Origin of the sequence: Proteus vulgaris (assembly GCF_033708015.1) — a bacterium.
In the GTDB taxonomy this organism is placed as follows: domain Bacteria; phylum Pseudomonadota; class Gammaproteobacteria; order Enterobacterales; family Enterobacteriaceae; genus Proteus.
Genome location: NZ_CP137920.1, coordinates 2,988,986 through 3,007,912, shown reverse-complemented (window position 1 = coordinate 3,007,912; position 18,927 = coordinate 2,988,986). Strand labels below are relative to the sequence as shown.

Annotated in this window: 12 protein-coding genes; 7 read left to right on the top strand and 5 right to left on the bottom strand. The window is 39.5% G+C overall.

The window, feature by feature from the left end:
* The first annotated feature begins 3 nt into the window (after nucleotides 1-3).
* From SB028_RS14425 to lpxC, 5 genes are all read left to right on the top strand, one after another.
* On the top strand, nucleotides 4-360 hold the full coding sequence (locus tag SB028_RS14425) for a hypothetical protein (protein ID WP_069367696.1): 357 nt from the start codon (nucleotides 4-6) through the stop codon (nucleotides 358-360).
* A 1-nt stretch (nucleotide 361) separates the two neighbouring features.
* Nucleotides 362-1,147, top strand: a complete 786-nt coding sequence (ftsQ, locus tag SB028_RS14420; protein ID WP_069367697.1) for a cell division protein FtsQ — start codon at nucleotides 362-364, stop codon at nucleotides 1,145-1,147.
* 45 nt (nucleotides 1,148-1,192) lie between these two features.
* The gene (gene ftsA, locus SB028_RS14415; protein ID WP_006533748.1) at nucleotides 1,193-2,449 is read left to right on the top strand and encodes a cell division protein FtsA; all 1,257 of its coding nucleotides are present in this window, start codon (nucleotides 1,193-1,195) and stop codon (nucleotides 2,447-2,449) included.
* 70 nt (nucleotides 2,450-2,519) lie between these two features.
* Nucleotides 2,520-3,686: a cell division protein FtsZ gene (gene ftsZ, locus SB028_RS14410; RefSeq protein ID WP_023581499.1), complete on the top strand. Its 1,167-nt coding sequence runs from the start codon at nucleotides 2,520-2,522 to the stop codon at nucleotides 3,684-3,686.
* A gap of 98 nt (nucleotides 3,687-3,784) precedes the next feature.
* A complete protein-coding gene (gene lpxC, locus SB028_RS14405) occupies nucleotides 3,785-4,702 on the top strand; it encodes a UDP-3-O-acyl-N-acetylglucosamine deacetylase (RefSeq protein ID WP_036913397.1) in 918 nt (305 codons plus the stop codon).
* 34 nt (nucleotides 4,703-4,736) lie between these two features.
* On the opposite strand, the gene SB028_RS14400 is transcribed toward lpxC, so the two are convergent.
* Entirely contained in the window at nucleotides 4,737-5,252 is a 516-nt protein-coding gene (locus tag SB028_RS14400) for a DUF721 domain-containing protein (protein ID WP_069367698.1), read from the bottom strand.
* A gap of 45 nt (nucleotides 5,253-5,297) precedes the next feature.
* On the opposite strand from SB028_RS14400, the gene secM reads away from it, so the two are divergent.
* Nucleotides 5,298-5,825, top strand: coding sequence for a secA translation cis-regulator SecM (secM, locus tag SB028_RS14395; protein ID WP_069367699.1), 528 nt, complete (start codon nucleotides 5,298-5,300; stop codon nucleotides 5,823-5,825).
* Nucleotides 5,826-5,924: 99 nt separating this feature from the next.
* Nucleotides 5,925-8,633, top strand: coding sequence for a preprotein translocase subunit SecA (gene secA / locus SB028_RS14390; RefSeq protein WP_069367700.1), 2,709 nt, complete (start codon nucleotides 5,925-5,927; stop codon nucleotides 8,631-8,633).
* 85 nt (nucleotides 8,634-8,718) lie between these two features.
* Here secA and cueR read toward each other — a convergent pair whose 3' ends face one another.
* From cueR to SB028_RS14370, 4 genes are all read right to left on the bottom strand, one after another.
* Nucleotides 8,719-9,168 carry a Cu(I)-responsive transcriptional regulator gene (gene cueR / locus SB028_RS14385; RefSeq protein ID WP_069367701.1) on the bottom strand — a complete coding sequence of 150 codons (450 nt, stop codon included), beginning with the start codon at nucleotides 9,166-9,168 and terminating at the stop codon, nucleotides 8,719-8,721.
* A 108-nt stretch (nucleotides 9,169-9,276) separates the two neighbouring features.
* On the bottom strand, nucleotides 9,277-11,766 hold the full coding sequence (locus tag SB028_RS14380; protein ID WP_069367702.1) for a heavy metal translocating P-type ATPase: 2,490 nt from the start codon (nucleotides 11,764-11,766) through the stop codon (nucleotides 9,277-9,279).
* A 282-nt stretch (nucleotides 11,767-12,048) separates the two neighbouring features.
* Nucleotides 12,049-16,782: a calcium-independent hemolysin HpmA gene (gene hpmA, locus SB028_RS14375; protein ID WP_069367703.1), complete on the bottom strand. Its 4,734-nt coding sequence runs from the start codon at nucleotides 16,780-16,782 to the stop codon at nucleotides 12,049-12,051.
* A 33-nt stretch (nucleotides 16,783-16,815) separates the two neighbouring features.
* Nucleotides 16,816-18,501: a ShlB/FhaC/HecB family hemolysin secretion/activation protein gene (locus tag SB028_RS14370; protein WP_069367704.1), complete on the bottom strand. Its 1,686-nt coding sequence runs from the start codon at nucleotides 18,499-18,501 to the stop codon at nucleotides 16,816-16,818.
* Nucleotides 18,502-18,927: the final 426 nt, after the last annotated feature.

The window sequence follows — 18,927 nt, the reverse complement described above, 5'->3', positions numbered from 1 at the left end:
CAGATGTTTGAGCAAGTGAACATCATATATGGTGAAATAGTTAATAAAATAGCTGTAATGATGGGGTGTTATGAGGAAAATGACACAATATTAGCGAAAAAAACGATCGAAAATTCGCTTGCTCAAATCCATGTTGAGAAAAAATATCAGTTTAAAAGCAAGAAAAATGCAGAAAAATTCGCTATTTCTTCTTTTAAAGTAAATAATTCTCAACAGATTGAACAATTTAGTGATTTAATTATCAAACCTAAAAGTGTTCGTAAAGTATATATATGTAGGAAAAGTATTAATCGCTGGAATATCGGACAAAAGGATGGGCGATTCTCTTGTTTAAACGTTGCTCAGGAGTTAGTGGGTTAATATGTCACAAGCAGCGCTAAATATAAAAGAGCACAAAGATAAGCAACATTCTGGCAGACCGAGTAATGGGACTTATTTATCAGGATTAATCTTTTTCTTATGTGTGATTGGCACCATCGTTTGGGGTGGAATACAAGTAGTTAACTGGATGAAAGACGCAAATCGTCTGCCCATCTCAAAACTTGTATTAACGGGTGAGCGGCATTACACAACGAATGATGATGTGCGTCAGGCCATTTTGTCTTTAGGGCAACCGGGCACATTTATGACACAGGATGTGAATATCATTCAGCAAAAAATTGAACGCATGCCATGGATTAGGCAAGTCACTGTTCGTAAACAGTGGCCTGATGAACTTAAAATCCATCTGGTAGAATATGTTCCCTTTACCCGTTGGAATGATACTTACTTTCTTGATAAAGAAGGGCGCGTTTTCAGTCTGCCAACGCAGTTAGAAACCAAAGGAAATTATCCTTTGTTATATGGCCCTCAAGGAAGCGAAAAAATGGTGTTGTCAGGTTATATGGCAATGAGAGATCAGCTTCTTGCAAGTAACCTGAATTTAAAAGCAGCGTCAATGTCTGCCCGTCAAGGATGGCAATTAGTTTTAGACAATGATGTCCGATTGGAGTTAGGTCGTAAGGATAACGAAAAACGGATCGCTCGCTTTATTGAGTTGTATCCGATACTGCAACAACAAACAGATAAGCGAGTTGATTACGTAGATCTGCGTTATGACAGTGGTGGTGCAGTCGGATGGGCTCCTTTATTACTTGAGAATGAATAAACAAGACGTGGCAGATGACACGATGAAGGCGAAGGCAGAACAATAATGATCAAAGCGACGGACAGAAAATTAGTAGTTGGTCTTGAGATTGGTACGGCCAAAGTAGCTACCCTTGTCGGTGAGATCCTGCCTGATGGTGTAGTGAATATTATCGGGGTGGGAAGTTGTCCATCTCGGGGCATGGATAAAGGTGGCGTTAATGATCTCGAATCCGTCGTAAAATGTGTGCAACGGGCGGTAGATCAGGCTGAGCTGATGGCTGACTGTCAAATATCCTCAGTATATTTGGCGTTATCAGGTAAGCATATCAGTTGCCAAAATGAGATTGGTATGGTGCCAATTTCAGAAGAAGAAGTGACCCAAGATGATGTTGATAGCGTGGTTCATACCGCGAAATCCGTTAAAGTAAAAGATGAACACCGTGTTTTACACGTTATACCGCAAGAGTATGCCATTGATTATCAAGAAGGGATAAAAAACCCGGTTGGATTATCGGGCGTGCGTATGCAGGCTAAAGTTCATTTAATTACCTGCCATAACGATATGGCAAAGAATATTGTAAAAGCAGTTGAACGCTGTGGATTAAAAGTGGATCAACTGATTTTTGCGGGACTCGCTTCTAGTTTCGCTGTATTGACAGAAGATGAACGTGAATTAGGTGTGTGTGTTGTTGATATTGGTGGCGGTACAATGGATATCGCTATTTATACCGGTGGCGCATTAAGACATACCCGCGTTATTCCTTATGCAGGCAATGTTGTAACCAGTGATATCGCCTACGCATTTGGCACTCCGCCAAATGATGCTGAAGCGATCAAAGTTCGCCATGGTTGTGCATTAGGATCTTTAGTTGGTAAAGATGAAAATGTTGAAGTTCCAAGTGTCGGAGGTAGACCACCAAGAAGTCTGCAACGACAAACGCTTGCTGAGGTGATTGAGCCTCGTTATACCGAACTGCTCAATCTTGTTAATGAAGAGATTTTAAAAGTTCAAGAACAGTTACGACAGCAAGGGATTAAGCATCATTTAGCCGCAGGTATCGTGCTAACAGGTGGTGCTGCACAGATTGATGGACTTGTTGAATGTGCTCAACGTGTTTTCCACACGCAAGTACGGATCGGTAAACCGTTAAATATTACCGGGCTAACAGATTATGCGCAGGATCCCTACTATTCAACAGCGGTTGGGCTTTTGCATTACGGTAAAGAATCTCACTTTGGTGAGGAAACTGAAACCGAAAAACGCTCTGCTGTCAGTGGGTTATTTAAGAAACTCACTGGTTGGCTAAAAAGAGAGTTTTAATAATCAGACAAATTTAAAAAGAGGCCGTTTGAGCAAGCGGCCCTGAGAAGGCACAAAACGGAGAGAAATTATGTTTGAACCTATGGAATTAACCAACGATGCGGTGATCAAAGTCATCGGCGTTGGTGGCGGCGGCGGTAATGCGGTTGAGCACATGGTTCGTGAACGTATTGAAGGTGTAGATTTCTTTGCAGTCAATACGGATGCTCAAGCGCTACGTAAAACAGCGGTCGGACAGACTATTCAAATTGGTAATGCCATTACGAAAGGCTTAGGTGCAGGTGCAAATCCTGAAGTGGGCCGTAATGCTGCTGAGGAAGATCGCGAAGGATTACGTGCAGCACTTGAAGGTGCTGATATGGTCTTTATCGCGGCAGGTATGGGCGGTGGTACTGGTACTGGTGCTGCGCCTGTTGTTGCTGAAGTGGCTAAAGAATTAGGCATTTTGACCGTTGCTGTAGTGACTAAGCCTTTTAATTTTGAAGGCAAAAAGCGTATGGCATTTGCGGAACAAGGTATTACTGAGCTATCAAAACATGTTGACTCATTAATTACTATTCCAAATGATAAATTACTAAAAGTACTTGGTCGTGGAATTTCATTATTAGATGCGTTCGGTGCAGCTAATGATGTATTAAAAGGCGCAGTTCAAGGTATCGCTGAGCTAATTACTCGTCCTGGCTTAATGAACGTTGACTTTGCTGACGTAAGAACTGTGATGTCTGAAATGGGCTATGCCATGATGGGCTCAGGTGCTGCGAAAGGCGAAGATCGTGCTGAAGAAGCTGCAGAAATGGCGATTTCAAGTCCATTATTGGAAGATATCGACTTATCTGGTGCACGTGGTGTGTTAGTTAACATCACAGCTGGCTTTGATTTACGTCTTGATGAATTTGAAACAGTGGGTAATACCATTCGTGCATTTGCATCAGATAACGCGACTGTGGTTATCGGTACTTCCCTTGACCCAGAAATGAATGATGAATTGCGTGTGACTGTGGTTGCAACAGGTATTGGTATGGACAAGCGTCCAGAAATTACGCTGGTAACTAATAAACAGAATCAGCAAAGCGCAATGGAGAACCGTTACCAGCAAATGCAAAATAGTATGTCTTCTTTCTCTGCCGTAGAAGAAAGTAAGCCTGCTGCAAAAGCTGTTAACGAACAATCGACTCAGGCAAACAAAGAACCAGATTATTTAGATATCCCTGCGTTCCTGAGAAAACAGGCTGATTAATCGCCAAAAAGATTGGCATCTCCGCTTTTTGTGCTAAACTGTCCTGCCAATTATAAGTATAATGATTGGTAGGACGGATAACATTGCGAGATAAAATGATGATCAAACAACGGACATTAAAACGAATTGTACAAGCAACTGGTGTGGGACTTCACACGGGTAAAAAAGTTACGCTTACAATGCGTCCGGCGCCAGCAAACACTGGGGTCATCTACCGTCGTACTGACTTAAATCCACCGGTGGATTTTCCAGCAGACGCAAAATCAGTTCGTGACACTATGTTATGTACTTGCTTAGTAAACGAAGACGATGTGCGTATATCAACCGTTGAGCATTTAAACGCAGCACTGGCTGGTTTAGGCATTGATAATATCGTAATCGAAGTGAATGCACCTGAAATTCCAATTATGGATGGAAGTGCAGCACCTTTTGTTTTCTTGTTACTTGATGCCGGTATTGAAGAACTTCGTACCGCGAAGAAATTCATTCGCATCAAAGAAACAGTACGTGTAGAAGATGGCGATAAATGGGCAGAAATGCGCCCATACAACGGATTTAAATTAGATTTTACTATCGATTTTAATCACCCTGCCATTGATGCAAGTACACAGCGTTATAAATTAGATTTCTCCGCTGAATCTTTTATGAGCCAAATTAGCCGTGCTCGTACTTTCGGATTTATGCGTGATATTGAATATCTGCAATCTAAAGGATTGTGTTTAGGCGGAAGCTTCGATTGTGCAATCGTAGTTGATGACTATCGTGTTCTCAACGACGATGGACTGCGTTTTGAAGATGAATTCGTTCGTCACAAAATGTTGGATGCAATTGGTGATTTATTTATGTGTGGCTATAACATTATCGGTGAGTTCACCGCGTTTAAATCAGGTCACGCACTGAACAATAAATTGCTCCAAGCTGTATTAGCAAAAGAATCTGCGTGGGAATTTGTTACATTTGAAGACGAAGCACAAATGCCAGTAGCCTTCAAAGCACCCTCAATGGTCTTTGCTTAATTCCTGCGAAGGAAAGCACGTTAATTATCTCTAATTAACGTTCATCTTTGGCTGTACTTGTACTCTCTCCGGCAAGTGCAGCCAACCGTTCTAATCTCTCTCTTAATCTCTTCGGACTTTTCTCAGCTAAATACTTCAATGATTGTGCACTTTCTAAACTTAAATGACGTCTCTTTGTAGGCTGTTGTTCTTTTAATGATGATATTAAAGATTTTTTTTCTTGTTTTATTCCTAAAGACGGATTTATTTTGATGTCTATTGAGGATAAGGATGGTAAAATTTCTTGTCTCAATGCAGAAAGTAATGATGGGATTTCATAACGTAAGCGGGTCAACCAACTTGCGTTTGCAACTTCAATAATTAAAATAGCATTGCGATAATTGGCAACACGGCACTTATCTCGTAAAGGAACGGGTAAAAGAGCCATGACGGCACGATTTAATTTTAGTAAAATCGTTGCGCGCTGTTGTATAAGTTGTAATGTACTCTTGTTGGAACCTTCAAGTTCAATGAAGATTTTTTCCAATGATTGTGGGTAACTATCCCGCATAGATTTTGACTCCACAAAATAAAGATTAATGAGCAACGAAGGTTAATGAGTATTATAAGTTTTTGGCGACAGTTTGGCAGGCGATATTTTTGGTCGCATCTGCTTTTAGGGATGGTAGCAGCAGGTATTGGAATGCCTTCGCTGTTGTCTGCTCATGCTGAAAATCCGCAGCAAACTGATACTCCTTCATCTCAAAACCGTCAAAGTCAGGCACTTATTGCGTTTGATAACTTATTCTTACGCCAAAGTGTACAGAATCCTGCCTCATCCTTCACCTTTAATTACTGGCAACAACACGCAGTAAAAAATGTGATCAAACAGCTCTCTTTTGCATTCACCATTAATTCGCCTGAATTGATGGTGAAAGCCAAAGATGAACCGTTACCTGTTTCTAATGTTGCTGAGGTTATGCTCGATACTCTGTATGCATTATTAACAGAGACGCCATCATCCGCACTAAGTAGCCTTCCTTTTTCTAGCTATATTTTAGTTCAGAATACCATTTCTTATCATACCGGATTATGGCTTGCTCAAATCCGTGGTATCCGCGCAGGGCCTTACCTAACAGCTTAATGGAGTCACTTAATCTAATAAGATTATGATTATCTCTGTTTATTGATAGATACAGAGGCTGTTTTCGGCGTTTCACGCCATAAATGAGAATAAAGATTTATGTTAGGTAAAATTGTAACCAAAATTTTTGGTAGTCGTAATGATCGTTCAATCCGTCGTATGCGCAAAGTTGTTGCTGAAATTAATAAACTAGAACCAGAATTTGAAAAGCTGACAGATGATGAGCTAAAAGCGAAAACAAATGAATTTCGTGAGCGTTTAAAAAATGGTGAAAAAGAAGAAGATATTTTACCTGAAGCATTTGCCACTGTGCGTGAAGCCAGTAAGCGTGTCTTTGGTATGCGCCACTTCGATGTACAATTAATAGGTGGTATGGTTCTAAATGAGCGCTGTATTGCAGAAATGCGTACAGGTGAAGGTAAAACATTAACAGCAACATTACCCGCATACTTAAACGCGCTATCAGGTAAAGGGGTTCATGTTGTTACTGTCAATGACTATCTTGCACAGCGTGACGCCGAAAATAACCGTCCTCTGTTTGAATTTTTAGGTTTAAGTGTGGGTATCAACTTACCTAATATGGCGCCACCAGTAAAACGTGAAGCCTATAATGCTGATATCACTTATGGTACAAACAATGAATTCGGTTTTGACTACCTACGTGACAATATGGCATTTAGCCCTCAAGAGCGTGTTCAACGTAAATTACACTATGCATTAGTGGATGAGGTTGACTCAATCTTAATCGATGAAGCGCGTACACCGCTGATCATTTCAGGTCCAGCAGAAGATAGTTCTGAGCTTTATATCCAAATGAATAAAGTGATCCCTCACTTGATCCCTCAAGAAAAAGAAGACTCAGATACTTTCCAAGGTGAAGGCGACTACTCTGTTGATGAAAAAACACGTCAAGTGAACATCACTGAGCGCGGTCTGGTTAAAATCGAAGGATTATTAGCAGAAGCTGGCATGATGAAAGAAGGGGAGTCATTATACTCACCTGCTAATATTATGTTAATGCACCATGTGACAGCTGCATTACGCGCTCACGCACTATTTACCAAAGACGTTGACTATATTGTTAAAGATGGCGAAGTGATTATTGTTGACGAACATACCGGTCGTACAATGCAAGGTCGTCGTTGGTCTGATGGTTTACACCAAGCGGTTGAAGCAAAAGAAGGTGTGAAGATCCAAAATGAGAACCAGACATTAGCGTCAATCACATTCCAAAACTATTTCCGTTTATACGAAAAATTAGCAGGGATGACAGGTACTGCGGATACTGAAGCATTTGAATTTAACTCTATCTATCGTTTAGAAACCATTGTTATCCCAACTAACCGCCCAATGATACGTAAAGATCTCCCTGACTTAGTCTATATGAATGAGCAAGGTAAATTTGCAGCTATTATTGAAGACATTCGTGAACGGACTCAAAATGGTCAGCCTGTTCTTGTTGGTACCATTTCCATTGAAAAATCAGAAGAGATTTCTAAAGCGCTGACTAAAGCGAATGTTCACCATAATGTACTGAATGCGAAATTCCACGCAATGGAAGCGGATATTATTGCTAACGCAGGTTTACCTTCAGCCGTCACTATCGCAACTAACATGGCTGGTCGTGGTACCGATATCGTGTTAGGGGGGAGCTGGCAAACAGAAGTGGCTAAACTCGAAGAGCCAACTGAAGAGCAAATTGAAGAAATCAAAGCTAAATGGAAAGAACGCCATGATGCCGTATTAGCATCAGGTGGTTTACATATTATTGGTACTGAACGTCACGAATCTCGTCGTATTGATAACCAGTTACGTGGTCGTGCGGGTCGTCAAGGGGATGAAGGTTCTTCGCGTTTCTATTTATCTATGGAAGACTCCTTAATGCGTATTTTTGCTTCAGATAAAGTGTCTGGCATGATGCGTAAATTAGGCATGAATGAAACCGAAGCGATTGAACATCCTTGGGTAACGAAAGCAATTGCTAATGCACAACGTAAAGTAGAAAACCGTAACTTTGATATTCGTAAGCAACTGCTTGAATATGATGATGTGGCAAATGACCAACGTCGTGCAATCTATACTCAGCGTAATGAATTACTGGATGTGGCGGACGTAAGCGAAACCATTGATAGCATTCGTCAAGACGTCTTCACATCAATGATTGATAACTATATTCCACCTCAATCACTGGAAGAAATGTGGGATATCGAAGGGTTAACAGCATGTCTCCAAAAAGACTTTGATTTAAATTTACCAATCAAAGAATGGTTAGATAAAGAGCCAGAATTACACGAAGAAACATTACGTGAGCGCATTTTAGAAAAATCTATCGAAGTCTATAAAGCGAAAGAAGAGATCGTTAGTGCTGAAATGATGCGTAACTTTGAAAAAGGTGTGATGTTACAAACGTTGGATTCATTGTGGAAAGAGCACTTGGCAGCAATGGATTATTTACGTCAAGGTATCCATTTACGCGGTTATGCACAAAAAGATCCAAAACAAGAGTACAAACGTGAATCGTTCGCTATGTTTGCTAACATGTTGGAATCATTGAAATATGAAGTTATCAGCACACTAAGCAAAGTACAAGTTCGTTTACCTGAAGAAGTTGAAGAGTTAGAACGTCGTCGTCGTGAAGATGCCGAGCGTTTAGCAAAACAACAACAATTAAGCCATGAAGTGACAAAAGAGTCTCAAATGTCAGCAGTAGATGGTCAAGTTGCCGCAGGTAAAAAAGTGGGGCGTAATGAACCATGCCCTTGTGGATCAGGTAAGAAATTTAAGCATTGTCATGGTCAGTTAGGTTAATGATAGTCGTTATCTAACCTTTCGTTGAACAAAGAAAATCCCGCTTAGTTATATAAGCGGGATTTTTTATGGTTGATAGAAAAAATTAAATTGAAGAGCGAAGATAGGAAAGATGACTTTTTGTAGCTTTACTTTCAGGATCTGACTTCGGTTTAACTAATCCCTCAATAATCGGACAATCTGGGTTATTGTCGCCTTGGCAATCTTTCGCTAAATGTTCTAACGTTTTTGTCATTCGTTGTAGTTCGGTAATTTTACGATTGAGATCTTCAATATGGGAGAGGGCAATAGATTTCACATCAGCACTAGCTCGTTCTCCGTTATTCCATAAAATTAACAACGTTGATATCTGTTCTGTTGAAAAAACAAGGGCTCGAGAATGGCGAATAAAACGGAAGCAAGCGACATCTGCATCAGTGTAATCGCGATAACCTGAGTCAGTACGAATAGCCTTTGGAATTAAGCCAATCTGTTCATAATAGCGGATCATTTTGCTTGAAATACCAGACTTTTTTGCGGCTTGACCAATATTCATTATGTTCTCCTTATCGGATAATAAAGCACTCTCTATAAGTATAAAGTAGCTGTTTTATACTATTGAGCCAGACTCTTATTGAATCTGGCTATAAAGGAAATCAATGCATTAATGTTTTTTTATCGGTGCTTGAAAACGTTTTAGTCGTAAGGCATTACCCAATACAAATACACTTGAAAGCGCCATTGCTGCAGCTGCAATGATGGGTGAAAGTAACATGCCATTAATGGGATAAAGCATGCCAGCTGCGACTGGAATTAATAAGGCGTTATAGGCAAAAGCCCAAAACAAGTTCTGTTTGATATTACGAATAGTCGCTTGACTTAACGCGATTGCATCAACGACACCACGCAGATCACCTGACATTAACACGACATCAGCAGCTTCAATGGCTACATCGGTTCCTGTACCAATTGCTAATCCAACATCCGCTTGTGCAAGCGCTGGGGCATCATTAATACCATCACCAACAAAAGCAACTTTGGCACCTTTATTACTAAATTGTTTTAAGGCTTCAACTTTTCCATCAGGAAGCACTTCTGCTGCAATTTCATCAATACCTAATTGTTTAGCTATTGCTTTTGCAGTCGCTTCGTTATCACCTGTGATCATAGCAACTTTCAGACCTAAACTATGTAAGGCGTTAATCGCTTCTGGTGTTGTTTCTTTAATTGGATCTGCAACGGCAATAATTGCAGCAAGACGTCCATCAATAGCTGTATAAAGCGGGCTTTTCCCTTGCTCACCAAGTTGTTGAGCTGAAGAGATAAAGTGGCTAACATCTAATCCCAGTTGTTTCATAAAGCGATCAGCACCAACAGATACCGATCTTCCACCTACTGTTGCACTAACCCCAAATCCAGGAACTGCTTCAAAATTTTCAACTGTAGCGAGCGAGAGTTTTGCCTCTTTAGCCGCATTAACAATCGCTTCTGCAATGGGGTGTTCCGAATACGTTTCAATAGCAGCGACAAGGCTTAAAACTTCGTTATATTCAAAACCTTCTGCTGGAATTAAATCGGTTAATTCAGGGCGACCTTTTGTTAAGGTGCCAGTTTTATCAAGTGCTACAACATTGACATCACGTAAGGCTTGTAAGGCTTCACCTTTACGGAAAAGAATACCTAATTCTGCAGCTCGCCCTGTACCCACCATAATAGATGTTGGTGTTGCCAATCCCATTGCACATGGGCAGGCAATAATTAATACGGCAACAGCATTAATAAGCGCAAAGGTTAATGCTGGCTCTGGACCAAAAGCTAACCAAATAAAGAAGGTGATCGTTGCACCTAACATTACCGCAGGTACAAACCACATGGTGACTTTATCAACAAGTGCCTGAATAGGGAGTTTAGAGCCTTGAGCCTCTTCTACTAAGCGAATGATTTGTGCTAATACGGTATTGGAACCAACTTTGGTGACTTTAAAACTAAAAGCACCTGTTTTGTTGATAGTTCCACCAACAACATCAGAGCCAATCTCTTTTGATACAGGGACAGGTTCGCCTGTTATCATACTTTCATCAACGTAAGAGTGACCGTCAACAATTTCGCCATCAACTGGTATTTTCTCACCAGGACGAACAAAAACGATATCTCCTATCACAACGTGATCGAGAGGAATTTCTAATGTCTCACCTTGACGAGAAACTCGCGCTGTTTTGGCTTGCAGACCCACCAAACGTTTAATTGCTTGGGATGTATTTCCTTTCGCTTTGGCTTCAAGCATTCTTCCTAACAAGATCAAGGTGACAATCACCACCGCTGCTTCAAAATAGATATTTGCTGTGCCCGCAGGTAAGACTTGAGGAATAAAGGTTGATACCACCGAATAGCCATAAGCGGCGGCTGTACCAACAGACACTAATGAGTTCATATCTGGAGCACCGCGTAATAACGCAGGTATTCCTTTTTGGAAAAAGCGTAATCCAGGACCAAACATCACAATAGTGGCGAGGATAAATTGAATATACCAGTTTAGTTGCTGCCCCAGTGTTTGAGTAACCCAACTATGTACACCAGGGATAAAGTGCGATCCCATTTCAATAACAAAAACAGGTAATGTGAATATCGTGGCGATAAGTAATGCACGACGTAATGAACGTTCCTCTTTTTCACGACGCTCTTCACCCAGATCTCGTGTATTTGCTGGATCATCAGATAAACGACGTGGTTTATAACCTGCATGTACAACGGCAGCTTCTAAATCGGTAATTGAGACCAAACCTGATAAATGGCGCACACGGGCACGTTCAGTTGCAAGGTTTACCGTGGCTTCTAATACACCAGGTACTTGAGCTAATGCTTTTTCTACACGACCAACGCAAGATGCACAGGTCATTTCTTCAATTGCCAGTTCAGTGATCTCTTCGGGTACTTTATACCCTGACTTTTCAATAGCATTAACAGCAACGGTAGGATCGGGAGTCGTTGTAAATGTTATATCAGCACGTTCAGTGGCAAGATTGACAACAGCATCTTGTATTTGCGGTACGGCTTTTAAGGCACGTTCGACACGACCAACACATGATGCACATGTCATGCCTTCAACAGGTAAACTCAGCCGATTGGCAGAGGACAACGTAGTCTTTGTGTTCATCAGAATTCCCCTCTTAAATATGGTATAGGATAAAGCTTAGGCTTTACCATTAGGGGAAGGTCAAGGGAGCAAGGATAATTTATTTTATATGATTTTATGTTTTTAATTCAATATCTTATACTTTTTTTGTTATTTTTTGTATTTTATTTGAATTTTAAAGAAGTGTAAATTTTTCGTCTAATTAAGAGAAATTGAAGCAGGTAAATAAAAAACCCGCTTATCTTGATAACAAGCGGGTTTGGTTTACAAAAGAATAGGCATTACTCTTTTATTGCGTGTCTATTATTTTTCAGAAATAGACGATTTAGTGTTTACCGTTTCATTAACTTTAACTGGTGATTTTAATGACAAGTCACCTCCTGCAAGTTGTTTCACTAAATTAACAGCGGATGATTTGAGATCAAGATCTGCACCAGCTTCATATTGATGACCTTCAATATTGTTTAATTGGACATTGCTACCGCCTAAATCTACCTGTCCTTGCTCGCTTTTAATTTCAGCGCCTGTCAGTTTAGTTGTACCGCTTACATTTAGTGAAATATCATTTTTACTTGTTAACGTTGTGGTTTGAGTAACGGCATCATTATCAATATGAGAAATGTTGATATCCGCATTTGCTGTATGGCCTTCAGCACCTGTTACGATATTTTTGATACCATTACCTACGGTACCAACGCCTTTATCAATTTTGGCTTTTGTTTCGCTACTGATGCCGGTTTTATCTGCGATAGTTGAAGAAAGTGACTGATATTTATCAGAGATAACATCAGTTGCCGATTTGATACCTGAATCAATTGTTTCTTTGATCGTGTCTTCTAATAGTGATCCACCTGCTTTTGCTGTTTTATCAACTTGGCTAGATTTAGGATCATTATTGTGGTTGTAACCGACATTGACATCAACATTAACGTGGCGATCGCTGTCTTTTTGGCTAGTCACTGTAAAGTCACCGCCCACATGACCTGTCACATTATCCGCAGAAACATTGGCACCAGAAAGAGCGAGATTTTTGTCACTATTTACTGTTAATGTCCCTGTATCAACTGAAGCATTTTGGTGTGTGGATTTTTGTTGATCTTCAACGTTGACTAACACTTTGCCACCAATATTATGAATCGAGGTCGCTGGATTTTCTTCAGACACTTCTTTTGGCGTCGTATTAGTTTGTTTGCCATTTAAAGAAATATCAGTACCCCAATTATTTTTGTAATCCGTGGATTGTGCTGATGTCAGTGTGGTATCACCAGATTGAGACGTTAATTGTGCATCTTTGCTATTAACTTGAGTACCTTGAAGATTCACAGAGCTACCGTTGACGGTTAAATTGCCTTGGTTAGCAATTGTTCCACCTTCACGAGAGACCGTTTTTTCATCTTGTCTACCAATAGCAAATTCCGCGCCACCTAACCCATTGATAGAAGAAGATTTCTCTCCTGTTTTTTGACCGAAACCTGCTTGTAATCCACCCGATAAGTTTTTACCCGTTTCAGTACGTTGAGATTCAGTTGCTTGGAAATCAACTTTGTTAGTTGCTATCAGAGCAACATCATTTTCGCTGGTTAAATGAGTACCTTGTAAAGTTAGATTATGACCTGAATTTAACTCAATACCTTGAGAGCCATTCGCTGAACCTGCTTTTGCTATTGTCTGATCTTTTTGATGATTCGCACCACCTGCGTTAAAGCCACCACCGTAATCTTTACTGTTTGGTGTTGTACCTACTTTGAGGTTTGCACTGCCATTCACGTTATGTTGGCTTTCAGAGTGAGTCTCTGTTGCTTGTGCCAGTGTTAAATCACCGCCAGCATTGATCACCGTTTTACCCTCTTGAGCGTCAAACTTAGCACCTTCATAATATGCATCTTCACGTACATTAATATTGATATTGCCGGCTGAGTTAAACTGGCTACCATTAGCTTTCGTTGTGGTTAGGTTTGTATCTGTGGTTTTACCTTCGCCTTTAATCGCTACGGTAATATCACTACCTGTTTTCGTGCTGACACCAACTTGACCACCCCCCGTTGTTTCATGGAAAGACGCTTGGTGTTTATTTTGAGTTGCTTCACTGGTGTGAGTATTTGCGGTTAGTGATACATCACCTTGTGTGGATTGGTAATGAGCACTTTGGTCATGCAAGTTGTTATTACTATCAGAATTGATTTTACCCGCAGTAATGGATGTTGAAACCGCTTGGCTATCGCTTTGTGATTTCTGGCTGCTCCCCCCTTTAATACCGACGTCAACGCCGACATTCGGTGTTTCTAGGTTACTTAAGTTAGCAAGATTACTAATGGCATCTTTGAAGGTTACTTTTTTATCAATACCTTTGTTGCTATCAGGTTTAGCGACATCAACACCATCTTCAACGGCTTTTTTAATTGGCTGAGTAACACCACTGTAATCAAGATTGACACCCACATCGACACCGATATTTAAGGTGTCTGTTTGAGATGTTGCACTGTCATTTGCAGCAAGGTGATTGATATTTTCACCGGATTCTTTATATGCACCGTCAACTTTGTGTGATGTACCTTGATGCGTTACATCATTGTTTGCAGTGATGGTTAAATCACCCGCAACTTGAGTTTCACTACCTTTATTTTTAGTGAGTTCAGTTGTTGTATGCTGTTTATCATATTGGAAATCAGCTTTACTACCGATTTTATCAACCCCCCCCGTATAGCTAAAACCACCTGAAATGGTTCTATCTGTACTGTCTGTTTCTTTTTTGTTTTCTGTTGAAACAAAAGCAATATTGTCACCAGAAATAGTGGCATTACCTGCTGTTGTTTTCAAATCAGAACCAGCAAAAGTGACATCTTTATCCGCTTGAACTTTAACGTTGCCACCACTAATCGTCGATCCGACTTGTTCAGTTTCAGTGCTATTGTTTTTATTGGATGTATGAGTGATATGAAAACCTGCACTATATTGCTTGTCTTCAACTTCTTTAGCATGACCGGTGATCTCTAATGATGTTTTTTCATCATTGATTTTTGTCGTTTGCTGTGCAGATTTAACATTGATATCACCTAAAGACTTAATACCTAATTCATCGGCACTTTTAATTAAACTGCCAATTACATTGACATTTTTGCCACTCACTACGGTTAATTCTGCATCAGAAACTAATTCACTACCGGTTGAATGCTGTTGGTTAGTTTCATTCTTGTGAGAATTTTTAGTAATGTTAAATGCGGTACCTGTACGTTCATCTGTTTTAGTGATGGTTTCGCTAATCGCATTATCAATAACAACATCACCTTGCGTCGTTTTAACAAAGGCACCTTGATTGCCTTTTACTTGACTACCCGTGATTTTGACACTGTTATCTGCGGCAAGTAACAGCTGTCCGTCAGCCGTTAATTGTGTTGAATGGCTGACTTCTTGTTTGTTGTTATTATTCTTATTATTACCGCCGCCGATACCTCCCCAAACAACATGATTGTCGGTGATGGTTTTATCATTGTTGGTATTTTGAATATTAAGATGGATATCTTCTTTAGCGTTAACGACAACATTCTCATTAGAATGTAATTTTGCACCTTGAGCGGTAACAGAGCCTTCAGCATTTAAGCCCAGCGTTTTACCGGCAGTCAGTTCACTCGCTTTTAAGGTTTCTGTTTGATGGCTATTACTCCAGCTACCTGTCTCTAAACGCGAAGTATGGTTTCGTTTATAGCCATTTTCGCTGCGATTTTCTTTCTCAATTAATCCATGGATATTAATATCTTTATTGGCATTAATTGCTAGCGTGTTACCCGCATTAACGTTGGCGCCTTCAAGTGTAACATCGCCTTTAGTGGCCGTTAATGTTGCACTATTTTTGGCATCAATATGGCTACCCACTTGTTGTACTTGCTCTTTTTCTTTAGTGACATCATATTGCCAAGAATAGAACCAACGATTATCAGTATCCGTGTCTTTTTGCTGTAACTGTTTGCCATCAACAGTTAAATGAGCCCCTTGTAATAAAATATCATCCCCCATTAAATCAGAGGCTTTGATTTGGTTTTTATTATCAGCGACTAAAGTGATGTTTTTACCTTTTAACTCTGTTTTTGTGAGAGTTTGGCTTGAACCACTGTTATTAACAGCAATACCACCTCGATAATTTTGATAGTTTTCACTACCGTCTTTGTCATAACTGTCATAACGAACTTGACTATCCGTTTGAATATTGTCTGCTTTGACAGTTAATTCGTTATCAGAAACAAATTTACCCGTTAATTTTACACCACTCCCTTCAGCTGTATTAATGATACGAATACGGCCCGATTGCATACTACCAAAGAAATAACTATCTAAGGCTGACGCAGGTTTTTGTGATGAAAGAATATCAAAACGTTGAGAAAACGTATTTTGACCCGTTAATGCAGAAATTTCTGCAGCTGTTATTTTTCCTCTGCTATCAATCCGAGGTGCAATTAAATCCAAAAGACCGGGGGCGAGTAACCCGTTTTTACCAATAGAAAGCAAATTCGTATTATTGAGCGTGCTATAACCTTTTAACTCACCATTTTCAAATAGTGGATTACCTACAACCAAAGAAGAGCGACTAGTATTGATAAAACCGCATCCATCACAGGTAATACCATTTGGGTTAGAAAGTACATATTCCGCTGCTATACCAAAAACTTCTTGCTGACCTAATAAGAATGAAGGGTTACGACTAACAACTTCATTTAAAATTAAAGAAGCAGCTTGTCCATTCAAGTTACTGTTGGCGTTTAGCTGCCCAGCAAGTTGTGATTGTCCTGCCTCTAAAGCGTTGTTAAAAACAGCGCCTGGTTTGCCTACATTAAAGTCTTGATATTGGTTATGAGAAATACCTTCGCTGTTGGGCGTAACGATATTAATGACTTGAGTGCCACCATTAACTGATGAAACATTCGGTCCTTGATTGCCCGCATCAGGAATAATACCGCCAGCATATGCATTTAGTGATACGAAAATAATCGCTAACGATGCAGCAAGCCTACCCGAAGGAGAGAGCTTGAAGTTTTTTGATTTCATAGAGTTTTCTCCGTTTATTGCTATGAGTGTGAATCAAAATAAATATGAAAATCTAACTAACACTTGAGTAGGGTCTTTGGTTTTATTGGAATTCGTTTGGTTGTAAAGTAAATGTCCCTTAGCAACTTCAAGATCGAATTGTGCTTTTTGATATTGGAGGTTTAAGCCCGAACTTAGCCCATAGCCACTACGCCATCCTTCAGAGTTGCCATGTTGTTGAACTCGGCCCACATCAAGACCAATTCGAGGGGTGATTGAAAATGTATTTATTCGATAAGGATAAGAAAGCGTATTACGCAAATAGCCACCGTTATCGCCAGATAGCGTGCTTTTATCAAAGCCTCGAAGGGCGTTTTTATCCGTTAAACTAAGCCATTCCACACCGGGTAAACTATCAGGACTATATTGACCCAATAAGGCGCTATTGAATAAAAATGTAGAATTTGAGAGTGCAAAACGGTGTTGCCAATTGGCAAAAAGCTTAACTTTTGTAAAGCGATAGTCATTACCATTGCTATTCGTAACATGAGGTGATCCGTCTGCACCAAACCAACCAATGGCTTTCTCAGCACTTAAATTAATGCTGATGACACCACTTGGAATAATGTGTAAATGGTTAACGCCTAGCTCTACCGTTGTAAGTGCAGGGCTACTTAGGTCAAGGCGGATTTGGCTGAAATAGTTACGTATTCTTTTATGTGTTACCTGTATATTTAAGGTATCAATCTGTTTTTGACTACGATAAAAAGCGTAATCACCCCTTAAACCAACTTGTGTGGTATCACCCGATAAACGCACAGTACGTGTTTGTAATGCTTGATGAAATTCATACTCGGAATAGCTACCAAACGTACTGAATGTCAATGCGCCATAAGGTAAAGAATAGAGTAGGGTATAAGCATGATTAAAACGTGTATTGGGATTATCAGTGGTAATGTTGGCATTTAAGCTAACAAAATCAGATAACCCTAATGGGCTGTCTAAGCTTGCATTTGTTCGAACTAACCAGCGTCCTGAGTTTTTTTGTCCATAATTATCACTTGAAATATTTATGTGCCATGGTGCTTGCCGCTGATTGGTTAGCTGAATAATAGAGCCACCTAATTGCGTACCAGGCAATATATCGAGTTTCACTTTATTCGATTGTAAGCGGTTTGCTTGATCGAGTCCTTGGTCCAATTTTGAAAGTTTAAGAGGCTCTCCTTCAATATGAGGGAAAAGTAACGCAGTGTTAACGCCTCGATCACCACCTTCTATTTTTTCAATAAAACCTTCAATAACATACAACCCAAGTTGTTGCTCTTGATTTGGGCGTAAAAATTGGACTCTGGCTGTGATATAACCATGCTGAAGGTAGCGTTGAGTTAACTCTTTGACTAAACGGTTAACGTCAGCACTTTTTATACATTGCTCTGGCAATGGCGTTAAAGAATCAAGATCTTTGTCATTAAGTAAAGTAATTCCTTGAATGTAAACGCCATTAATAGGTAAACAATGTTTTGATTCAGTAATAAGTGTGGGGGTAGGTGAAACCTCTAATACATTTTCTTGAAGTTGTTGATAGCGATTTTGTTCAATAAGTTGATTTATTTCACGTTGACTATCTTGTAATGCGCGCCGCGATTCTCCCATCGAACCTAAATAACCGGCATCATTTGCTGTTAATCCACTGGCTGAAAAACTACTTAATAGTGTTAATAAAATAACTTTTTTTCTCATTTTACCTCAATATAAAGGTATTAATTCAAATATAAATAATATTGTTTAAATATAGATAGGTAATAATTAATGTTTTTATATTATCGTTAATTTCAGAATAATAAATACCGGCTACTCTCAATATGAAAAGAAATTAAAAATCGATGAAATAAAGAGAAATTTTTATTTCTCTCGATATTAAATAACGACATAACTAAAATGATTGATATCTCAAATATCATTACTCAAACAAATGATTTATTTAAATGATGTCTAGTGTATTGATTTTTATAGTTATAATCTCATGTGTTATTTTTTATCTTGCTTAAACTACCATCAATTTAGCCATGTTAATTGCGTTTTTTTCATTTTTTATAAAGAGAAAATAAATAATGAGAGGATATTCGAAGATATAAAAAAAGCAGAGTTTAAATTAGCTTTTCATTT

What these genes read in the sequence shown, in the direction of transcription:
- SB028_RS14380 (WP_069367702.1), bottom strand. Translation starts at nt 11,766, where the DNA reads ATGAACACAAAGACTACGTTGTCCTCTGCCAATCGGCTGAGTTTACCT.
- lpxC (WP_036913397.1), top strand. Translation starts at nt 3,785, where the DNA reads ATGATCAAACAACGGACATTAAAACGAATTGTACAAGCAACTGGTGTG.
- ftsA (WP_006533748.1), top strand. Translation starts at nt 1,193, where the DNA reads ATGATCAAAGCGACGGACAGAAAATTAGTAGTTGGTCTTGAGATTGGT.
- secM (WP_069367699.1), top strand. Translation starts at nt 5,298, where the DNA reads ATGAGTATTATAAGTTTTTGGCGACAGTTTGGCAGGCGATATTTTTGG.
- SB028_RS14370 (WP_069367704.1), bottom strand. Translation starts at nt 18,501, where the DNA reads ATGAGAAAAAAAGTTATTTTATTAACACTATTAAGTAGTTTTTCAGCC.
- SB028_RS14425 (WP_069367696.1), top strand. Translation starts at nt 4, where the DNA reads ATGTTTGAGCAAGTGAACATCATATATGGTGAAATAGTTAATAAAATA.
- SB028_RS14400 (WP_069367698.1), bottom strand. Translation starts at nt 5,252, where the DNA reads ATGCGGGATAGTTACCCACAATCATTGGAAAAAATCTTCATTGAACTT.
- cueR (WP_069367701.1), bottom strand. Translation starts at nt 9,168, where the DNA reads ATGAATATTGGTCAAGCCGCAAAAAAGTCTGGTATTTCAAGCAAAATG.
- ftsQ (WP_069367697.1), top strand. Translation starts at nt 362, where the DNA reads ATGTCACAAGCAGCGCTAAATATAAAAGAGCACAAAGATAAGCAACAT.
- secA (WP_069367700.1), top strand. Translation starts at nt 5,925, where the DNA reads ATGTTAGGTAAAATTGTAACCAAAATTTTTGGTAGTCGTAATGATCGT.
- hpmA (WP_069367703.1), bottom strand. Translation starts at nt 16,782, where the DNA reads ATGAAATCAAAAAACTTCAAGCTCTCTCCTTCGGGTAGGCTTGCTGCA.
- ftsZ (WP_023581499.1), top strand. Translation starts at nt 2,520, where the DNA reads ATGTTTGAACCTATGGAATTAACCAACGATGCGGTGATCAAAGTCATC.